This window comes from Bacteroidales bacterium (genome assembly GCA_023229505.1).
Classification (GTDB): Bacteria; Bacteroidota; Bacteroidia; order Bacteroidales; family JAGOPY01; genus JAGOPY01.
In genome coordinates this window covers 1-9,247 of sequence record JALNZD010000074.1, presented here as the reverse complement: position 1 = coordinate 9,247, position 9,247 = coordinate 1, and the positions used below count along the sequence as shown (strand labels likewise).

Below are 9,247 nucleotides of genomic sequence, written 5' to 3'. Positions count from 1 at the left end.
GGCGCAGAAAATTTTTTGCAGCCAAGTCAAATATGATAATTTAACCCGGTCAATTTTAATATACTCCTGCCGCGGCACCAGCGGTATGCCATAAAGCGGAAAACAAATGTGATGATAAAGCTCCGTGCAAAAATCAAAAATTACGAGCGGTATGATCATAGAAATAATAAACGGGAAGGCCAATAGATGCTGCCAGTATCGTTCCGGATATTTAAGGTGTTCCATATATGTTAATTAATTATAAGTATTATTATAGCTATAATATTATTTTATCAAAATATGCTTGTGAAGATTATCAGGAGCCGTCGGCTTGCTCTACCATATTAATTCCTGCAAATATCCAAGCACTTCTTAGTTTATCCTTCATCGCTTCAATCTCTTCAAAAGTAAACCATCTTGCATCCAGCAATTCGTCTTCGGAAAAATGCAAATCGCCGCCGACGATTTTTGCTTCAAAGGCGTGTTTAACCGCCTCGTTCGCCGCGTCTTGGAAAATATCCAGTTTTCTAATCAACTCAACATCGTAGCCCGTCTCTTCCTTAGCTTCTTTTACTGCCGTCTGTTCAATCGTATCGCCAAAATCTACTCTGCCGGCTGGTAAATTCCAAAGACCATAAGCGTTCGGCTGTTTTTCTTGCACCAACAAATATTTTCCATCTTGCTTGATTACAACTCCTGCTACCACCGGAGCGTATGTTATCGGTTTTTCCATATCAATTATTTTATTTTGATAAATTGCGGTCGTTTTTGATTGATGTTCGAACTTTCTTTGAGCAGAACCCCGACTAAGGAAGCCCCTCCTACGCTTACGCTTCGGCGGGCAGGCACCCCCGCCACTGCTCGACAAGCTCGCCACACCACAGAAAAATACTCTTTGCTCTTTTCATTTTGCGCGCGCCGGATTTCTTTTTCTTCTAATGAAAAGAGTATTTTTCTGTGGTGTTCTGCCTTCCAAGTATTCAGGCAGGTGGCGGGGCTGGCCTCATTTTGATTTCGCAAGAGAAAAGCGGAATTTTTACCCCGTAGCGAGCTTGCTCTGCTTCGGGGCGCCCCACCCCCCCCCTTCCGCTTTTCTCTTGCTCAAACGGAACGGGAACGAAAGCAGGCGGGCGAAAATTATTACCCCGTAGGGTCGCGAAGCGACTCCTTCGGGGCGTTCCCCCAAACCCCCTCCCTTTTTGCCCGCTGATTGCCTGCCCGCCTCTGGAGGGGGCTTCGCCCCCAAAACTTTTGAGCGGACGGACGGACGGCGGGATCAGATTAATTATGTTTCGGTGATTTGAAGAACATTACTGCCACAATTATGTCCACAACTGACCAGAGGAAGTGTCCAAAATAAAGTGCGTTGATCGGATTGAAAATAATAGCAATCACGATCATGACCATCATCCATTTTGTATTTTTTTCTTTGTGGTAAAGGTAAACCGAGAAAGCGGACGCACCGAATACAGCAAGCTTAAGGAACTGATAAAAGAAATATGGCCAGATTGGAATTACGGCAACCAAAAGTGCAATGGTCGCAATCTTTGAAAACAGTATTCGATATTCGCCTTGTTCTTTGGTTATCATAAATATTTTACGATCTTTCTAGGTCACCAAATTGATTGTAATATGCGATTTCCTCGGGCGAGATCGAAGGGTTAAACTTTTTGATTGCACCGGCCAACATTTTCTCATCGACCATTTTTTTATCTTGAGACACGGCCGCCCGAGCCGCCTCAGTTACGATGAGCTCAATATCTGATCCCACATAGTTCTCAGACATTTTGGCGAGCTTTTCAAAGTCGATTTTTTTATCGTAAGGTCGACCTGAAAGACAAATTTTGAACAGGTCTCTCCTAGCTTCCAAATCTGGCGGTCCAACGAATATTCGTTTGTCCATTCGTCCAGATCGTAGGATTGCTGTATCGATCATGTGAGGACGGTTTGTAGCTCCAACAACCAAAATCTTACTGCTACCGGCATTGTTGAGCTGGAGGAGAAACTCATTGATTTCCTCTTTCTTGATATCTGCAGACGAGCTGAGTTCTTCTCGCTTTGGAATAAGACCCTCAATCTCGTCAATAAAGACAATCGATGGTGCTTGCAATCTCGCCATCTCAAAGACCTTGCCGATATTTCCAACGGCACCGTGAACATACGATGTTGCGACGGAGGACGGATTCATTTCGATAAAATTATACCCGAGCTCTTCGGCCAATTTCTTAACAATGAATGTTTTTCCGCATCCCGGAGGTCCGAAAAGTAAGATACCATTCGGAATACCTAGTTTAAATTTCTTGTACTTTTCGGGATTAAGAAGAGGCTCAATGACATCGCTCATGAGCATTGCCTTGAGGGGGCGCATGCCCGCAACGCAATCAAACCCGCGCAAGACAGTCAAATCGTCAACGATTGCCGTTATTTTGTCGTGGGAATGCTCATCGATAATCACGCCGAGATATTTCTTCCCACCAATATCGAGATTTACGAGTTCGTATTTTTGACTCCGATCGATAACTTCATCCTGTTGGATGTTGGTGAAAAGATATAGAAACTTTTCATTCGAAAGTGAGTATACCTCTGTGAAAAAAATCTTTTCGAGGCGTGCTTTAATGCTGATGCTGTCTTTCAGCTTAAAACCTGGATGTAAAATTGGTTTGGTTACTGTAGTCATAGTATTAATATGCGCGAGTGCAATTCGCTACAAGATAATTGTTATAGGTTTCGACCTGAGCGTTATAGCTATCAATAGCTGCCTCATGAGACTGTACTCTATATCGATATGATTGTAGTCGAGAATTATAGTCATCGATGCTCTCATTGTGCTGATCTATACTCCATTGATCGTATTCATCGACATACTCGTTTTCGAGCTGGTATTTCTCTGAATCCATCCTGTCACTCTCAGAGGCTAACTGGGCAGTCTTCGAATCCAAAGATGTACCTTCTGAGACGGACGGCTCGAGCTCTCCCGCCATGTTGTGATGATATTGAGAGCATCGGTACTGTCCGGTCTGGATTAGTCCGTCGTCATACTGGGTCGCGGTGACTGTCGAATTACTCGTGGGGTTTGTTGGACTTGAGTCGTCGCTAAAAGCCCCGAACAATGCGATTGCACCAACTATGGCGATTCCGGCTAACCATTTCTTTGCTCCATCTGACATGGGCTTGGATGGCTTAGATGAGTCGCTTTTCGTTTCTTCAGTTTTCTTTTGATGGACAGGCTTGTTAGAATTCGCTTCTGGAGCGTCTTTCTCTAAAAAGTCTAAATCAAAATTAATTTTGTCTTTCTTGTCCATAAAATTATAAGCCGGAAGCGAATCCTGTACCAAAAACTATTATATAAAATATTGCCGGCGCAACAATAAACCACCAGATCGCTCTACCTCTTTCGACCTTTTGCACATGCCGGACAGCTTTATAGCTGATATTTATGGAGTAAATAATTGCGGCTATAGAAACGAGAAGGATGATAACATCGACAGCCGTGCTTTCTCCGTTGAAGTAATCGCTGCCGTATGCCATTTGGTTGAAAATAAGTGAGAGCAGGCTTGTTGCTGCGATAGGTAGGCCTGAAAAGAGCCAGATATGTTTTGAGGTGTTTTCATCATCACGGCCTTTTGACCACTTAACTCGCCAGTGATAAATCGTTCCGGCAATATAATACGAAATGAATCCCCCGATGAGCCCGCCAATTGCTGTTATGGCCCAGACCTCTCCCCAACTCGAATAATCTCCAATTGATCCTATCAATCGATCTGCCGCGCTCCCCATACCATAAATTAATATCGCTATGAAAAAGTATCGAGGGCTTTTTCTTGTCAGATACTTTTCACTGAATTTACTGAAATCTGTATAACATTCTTTGAAATATTGAAAGAACCCGACATCGTTTTCTCCTTTTGAAACAGGCTGCGCTGATACTTCTGGTTGAGGGTGTTCGATAACAGTATCCTCGGCCTTTTTAGGGCTGTCATCCAAGAAGTCAAAGTTTAATGATTTTTTTTCGTTCATAAATTTATCCAAATATTGCGCCGATTAACCATATAATGCCGATGGTCACAGCCCACTGTATGATCGTCGATGCGACATTCGACGATTTTTTCTTTTTAATTACCTCACCAAGCCCGACGTAATAGTAAGAATTGAGGAGGGTTTTGATTGCCATCTGTTCCCACCGTTCATCAAACGCTTCGTCAATTTTCTTCAACATCTTATTTTGCACCTCATCGACTTCGCTCGCGTTTTCTGAAGTGAGAATTTTCACGTTGTTCTTTATTAGTTCGAGCCAAGAATCAATCACGCTCTTGTCCACATCGAATATCTCGATATTGTCGTACACGATCGAGGCCGACTTTTGGAGGCGAGGCGATGCCTCATCGTACTTCTCGGCTTCAAACAGTTTTTTTGCGTCGATGAACTCGACTACTGCGTACATTGTCACGGCCTCTTTCTTCTTGTTGTCCATCGCAACATTGAATTCAAGGTCTTTGCTCTCTGCCTTTTTGTGATCTATAAGAGCTATTGCTTCGGCGAACTTTTTCTCGTTCATGAGTGCCATGATGGGAGCTGTTGCATTCAAGAACTTTTTATTCTTTTCAAACTGATCGAGGTCTTGCTTTAATTTGTTTTCCATTCCGGACGTACCCACAAATTGCATGGCAATCTTTAAGAGTTGCTCCGCCTTCGACATATCGTCCAGATTATTGTGAATGTCGAGGACAATGGATCGAATAGCAGTAGCGGCGCGATCACGTATCGTCTTTGATTGGCTATCGTCATACAAGCCGAGATCGATCAGTTTATTGCAACAATCCTGAATCTTAGTAACATGCTGTTTTATCTGAGTTGCTTCCTCTTTGTCTAATTCCCCATCCTCAGACACTTTCATTGCCTCAAGCTTCTCGACGGCATCAGTAATCTCATGGAATATAGGTGCCATTACCAATTTCTCCGTCTTTTCTCCGCGAAGGTTAAATACTTTGGTGAACTCCGCCACGTAGCTATCGTCTCCGCGTGCATGACTGATCTCCGTATATAGATCGGAAAGGAAGGAGGCGGCATGTTTATGGAAATCTGATAGAATCTCTTGATCGGTGTCGAGCTCATCGTTGTGTTTATATACTTTTGTGAAAGCAGTCCAGAATTTCGACGAGTTGATAAGCTCGTGCCAGATTTGAAGCGACTCTTTGAGGTATCGCTTGTTGTCTTCTTTGAAAAGCAGAATGCAGTACAGAAGCGCAAGGTTCTTTTTGTAGAACATCGCCTTTGTCGAATCACCCTCTGCGTTGTGCTCCCAAACCCGTATAGATCCCTCCGGGTCTTTTTTGCGGAGAATGCCTACGGCTTGTTCGTCCACCTCATCAGAAATATGAAACCAAAAGAAGTAGTCTTTGATCTGCTTTTTGGGCGAGGTTAGTTTTTGGATAGCATCTTTGACCGCATCCTCCGTTCGGAAGTTATCGAATATGCCAAGGTCTAGATCGTATTCCGGCACGTCATCGATCTGGAGGACTTTAACAATCTCTTTCGCACGTTTTTGAATATCTCGCTGGGCGGCCGAGGTGTCGAGTCCGAGGATGTGATATGCGTTATTTTTTAGTAGATTTGACATAAAATTATTTGGTGATGCCGGACATATTGCCCTGTATCATTTTCTGCTCGCTCGGAGGGAGGAGGAGCATTAGATTATGAACCGACCTTTTGAGTTCTTCAGCATCGCCGAGCTCTAGAGCACGCTGACCTTTGTTCATGTAATACTCGGCCTCTTTCGGGCTAGTCCAAGCATGGCTCGTTTCTTTTATTTTGTTGAACATGTACACCCACGAGGTCGGATTTGAGAAAAGCACTTTGTGACTGAGTTCTTGCAATTGCTCAAGTGATCGGCTAAGCATAACTTTGTCTTGCTTCTCTACGGCCAGATCACCTTCCTCCTTGATTACACGTAGCTGGTCTAGGTACATGTTCTTTTCCGTCTGATCACCATACTCATTGATGATCTCCTCCAGACTTTTCACTTTTTCATCGTATTCGGCTTTGAGCTGGGGGAGCTCTTTCATCTTCTCGAGGCCGTCGAGTCGTATCTTCAAGTCCTTAAGTTGCTTGTCTGCTTTTCGCTTCTCGTCTTCGTCGACTTTGGCGGTCGCCAAGCTAGTCTCGAGTGATTGAACGAGATTCTGTAGTTTGCCTTTTTCTTCTGGAGTGCAGGACTGTTCGACTTTCTTTGCTCGATCGCCTTGTTCTTTCAACTGTGCCTCCATTTCCTCGACACTCAAGTTTTCGGCGTAGATTGTGGCACGCGCACTGAACGTAAGATCAATAGATAAAATGAACGCCTCAACCTTAACTTCTCGTGATTCGTTCACTTCGATGGTAAGCGCGATCTCTGTCCCTTCAGGGAGATCATAGGGGAGCTTTTCTCCTGTCACCTTAAGATCACAAATGAATTGGTTCTGATCCGGTACAGTTGATTCACCCTCGCGGATTTTAATCGGGAGTGCATTCTCTTTGTCGCCTTTGGCGAGCGGTTTGAGTGTTTTATAAGTACGTGTTGCTTTGAGAGGGAGGATGCTATTTTTCTCAAAAATTACTTCGAACTCTTCGGACATGGCGAAACTCGCACCACTAAAGCCACGCTTCACAACCCCGACTCCAATGGAGTGAGGTATTGGTGCTCCGGATACGGAAAGTCCGTGCGTTATAGAAAACGCTTCGGGCTCGGTCTTGATCGGATTTCCTTCCGCATCGAATAGGTAAATCCAAAAGAGAGTCGTTTTATTTTTCTCGAGGTTTACCGTTTCGATAAACTTACCGTTTTTGAGTTTTATTTTCTTTCCACTAAAGAGTCCGCCCTCGCTTTGTACCTGTATGAAGTAATCCTCCTCTGCGTCTTTAAGTTCTTCCACAACGCCGGTCAGGGTTTCCTCCGTCTCGGACGTAAGCGATTCGTAATTGAGGCGCAAAGTTTTGATCGAGGAATCAGTCGACTTTTTCGATTCGAGGAATTCTTTTGGAATCTTCTGGCTTACAGCGTAAATGCATGCGCCACGTGCGACGACCGTCAACGGATCGGAAGAGGTATCAACCTCTATTTTGAGGTCTTTTTCCAGCCGGTCTTTTATGTACGGGATCATTGTCGGTCCACCAACAAGAACTACTCTTGAGATGGATGACTGCTTAACACCTGCCTCTTTGATCGTCTCCTTACTCAGCTCAATGGTCTTATCGACGAATGGCTTGATCAGCTTCTCGAAGTCTTTGCGAGCGAAAGGTATCGTGAGGTATATTTCTTTGCCGTTGTCATCATCGCCGATCTTCTCAACCTCGATGGACGTCTCGCCTGATTGGGAGAGTGCGATCTTTGCCGTCTCTGCGTAGTATTTCAGCTTGGCGAATATACTGCGGTATTTTTTACTGCCACGTGTAAAGTCTTCGATGTCGAATTTTTCAAGTATCGCTGGGACTATCACCTTATCCACGACCGCCCAATCGAAGTCTTTTCCTCCAAGGAAGTTATCACCATTATGTCCAAGCACGGAGAGCTCCCCGTCTTTAGATGAAATTAACGCCACGTCGAACGTGCCACCTCCCAAGTCATAGACGAGCCAGTTCTCGTTTTTGGCGTTCATAAAGCCGTAGGCGATCGCGGCGGCGATTGGCTCCTGTATCAAAACGACATGCTTGAAGCCTGCGACATTGCCTGCACGTTTGGTCGCTTCTGCTTGCAGGGTTGAGAAGTATGCCGGTATCGTAATGACCACGCTGGTAGTCGGTGTACCGGGATACTTCCGGAGGACATCCTCTTTGAGACTTTTTAATATTTCGCCGGAGATTTCTTCTGGCGACATATCCTCGCCGAGCCGGTCGAAGTGGACTTTGTCTGCTGTACCCATTAGGCGTTTTACTTCCGCTTTGTTGTTTGAAAATTCATCTTCCGATGCGTCTTTGTAGAGGCGTTCATATGCTCGTTTGCCCACTACCTTATTTTTCGATTTATCGACGCCGAAAACCGATGGCGTGTATTCGTCATTAAAAATGTTTTTTACCACTTCTACGTGGCCTTTGTTGTTTGCGGCAACTTCGGAATTCGTTGTTCCCAGGTCGATGCCGATTTGTATGTTATGATTGCTCATAAAATTATTATTCCTAGTTGCTTAGTAATATGATCTTGGCCTTTTTAACGACCTGCCCCTTAACCAAGATCGTGGGTTCGACCGTTTCTTTTACGGTGGGCGTCGTCACGTTCGGGTCTTTTTCAACCGAGAGCACGTCGAGATTCAGGCCGTCGTTAAATTTCTGATTGGTATAGTCAACGATTTCGATGTCGTAGTTCGAGATGTACCGCTTGAACTTATGCACGGAATTTTCCAACCCTTTCCTTTGGTTCTCTGGCAGAGTATCGGCAACCTTCGCCAACCGCTGTTCGATGCGCCACACTTCTGTCGCCAACTCGACGAGCTCGGTGACGCTGACAGAGAGGTTTATGGACTTGGGAGCCACGGCATATTTTATCTCCTCGCTGATTTTCTTATATAACTCTTCAAATTTATCGGGTACGTCCGGTTGGCGAACACCCTTGCGGGAAAGTAAGTATAAAAAAGCAAGGACTAAAAGTATTCCTGCGCTGAAGATTGCTATGACGATTGGATTTGTAATTAAATTACTCATATTTTTATTTCATTAAAACATCAAGCGAAACGCCAAGGGCGTCCGCAATTTTTTTGACAGTATTAATGGTGGGGTTGGGAGTTGATCCCGCCTCAATTTTAGCAATCGTATGAAAAGCCAAATTTGCCTTTTTTGATAAGACATCTTGAGAAATACCGAGCTTGTTTCGGTATTTCTTTATGTTGTCCCCAATGGTGGATTTTTCGTTTGACATATTCGTATAGTTTTACTATGATAGTTAGTAGGTATACAAAGTTTTAACTATCTGCAAGTTAGTATATAAAATTTTTATCATTTAGTCAAACAAAATTGGGGAGTTCATTCGACATAACGCGCGCACGGGTGAGTGGGGCAAGCGTTATTCTTCTTTCGTCTTCTTTTGTATTTTCCGTCCCGCCGTCCGTCCGCTCAAAAGTTTTGGGGGTGAAGCCCAAGCAGGCGGGCAAAAAGGAAGGGGGGTTGGGGGGAAGTCATTGGGGTCAAGTCTTGAATCTTGAATTATAAAATAAAAAAAACAGATATTCGTCGGGTTATTTTCATTTGCGGAGAGGCAGGGATTCGAACCCTGGGTACCCTTACGGATACAACGCATTTCGAG

11 protein-coding genes are annotated in these 9,247 nt (G+C 44.3%); all 11 read right to left on the bottom strand.

Annotated elements, in window-relative coordinates; all coding sequences use genetic code 11:
- Nucleotides 1-225: hypothetical protein (locus M0Q51_16640; protein ID MCK9401603.1), on the bottom strand; the 225-nt coding region annotated here is incomplete at its 3' end.
- A 70-nt stretch (nucleotides 226-295) separates the two neighbouring features.
- Entirely contained in the window at nucleotides 296-712 is a 417-nt protein-coding gene (locus M0Q51_16635; protein ID MCK9401602.1) for an NUDIX domain-containing protein, read from the bottom strand.
- Between the two features lie 5 nt (nucleotides 713-717).
- Nucleotides 718-999 carry a hypothetical protein gene (locus M0Q51_16630; GenBank protein ID MCK9401601.1) on the bottom strand — a complete coding sequence of 94 codons (282 nt, stop codon included), beginning with the start codon at nucleotides 997-999 and terminating at the stop codon, nucleotides 718-720.
- 261 nt (nucleotides 1,000-1,260) lie between these two features.
- Nucleotides 1,261-1,569, bottom strand: coding sequence for a hypothetical protein (locus M0Q51_16625; protein MCK9401600.1), 309 nt, complete (start codon nucleotides 1,567-1,569; stop codon nucleotides 1,261-1,263).
- A 7-nt stretch (nucleotides 1,570-1,576) separates the two neighbouring features.
- A complete protein-coding gene (locus M0Q51_16620; protein MCK9401599.1) occupies nucleotides 1,577-2,656 on the bottom strand; it encodes an ATP-binding protein in 1,080 nt (359 codons plus the stop codon).
- A gap of 4 nt (nucleotides 2,657-2,660) precedes the next feature.
- Nucleotides 2,661-3,281, bottom strand: a complete 621-nt coding sequence (locus tag M0Q51_16615; protein ID MCK9401598.1) for a hypothetical protein — start codon at nucleotides 3,279-3,281, stop codon at nucleotides 2,661-2,663.
- A 4-nt stretch (nucleotides 3,282-3,285) separates the two neighbouring features.
- The gene (locus M0Q51_16610) at nucleotides 3,286-3,996 is read right to left on the bottom strand and encodes a YIP1 family protein (GenBank protein MCK9401597.1); all 711 of its coding nucleotides are present in this window, start codon (nucleotides 3,994-3,996) and stop codon (nucleotides 3,286-3,288) included.
- A gap of 4 nt (nucleotides 3,997-4,000) precedes the next feature.
- A complete protein-coding gene (locus M0Q51_16605) occupies nucleotides 4,001-5,596 on the bottom strand; it encodes a hypothetical protein (GenBank protein ID MCK9401596.1) in 1,596 nt (531 codons plus the stop codon).
- Nucleotides 5,597-5,600: 4 nt separating this feature from the next.
- Entirely contained in the window at nucleotides 5,601-8,114 is a 2,514-nt protein-coding gene (locus M0Q51_16600; protein ID MCK9401595.1) for an Hsp70 family protein, read from the bottom strand.
- Nucleotides 8,115-8,127: 13 nt separating this feature from the next.
- Nucleotides 8,128-8,649 carry a hypothetical protein gene (locus M0Q51_16595; GenBank protein MCK9401594.1) on the bottom strand — a complete coding sequence of 174 codons (522 nt, stop codon included), beginning with the start codon at nucleotides 8,647-8,649 and terminating at the stop codon, nucleotides 8,128-8,130.
- 4 nt (nucleotides 8,650-8,653) lie between these two features.
- Nucleotides 8,654-8,863, bottom strand: coding sequence for a helix-turn-helix domain-containing protein (locus tag M0Q51_16590; GenBank protein MCK9401593.1), 210 nt, complete (start codon nucleotides 8,861-8,863; stop codon nucleotides 8,654-8,656).
- Between the last annotated feature and the right edge of the window lie 384 nt (nucleotides 8,864-9,247).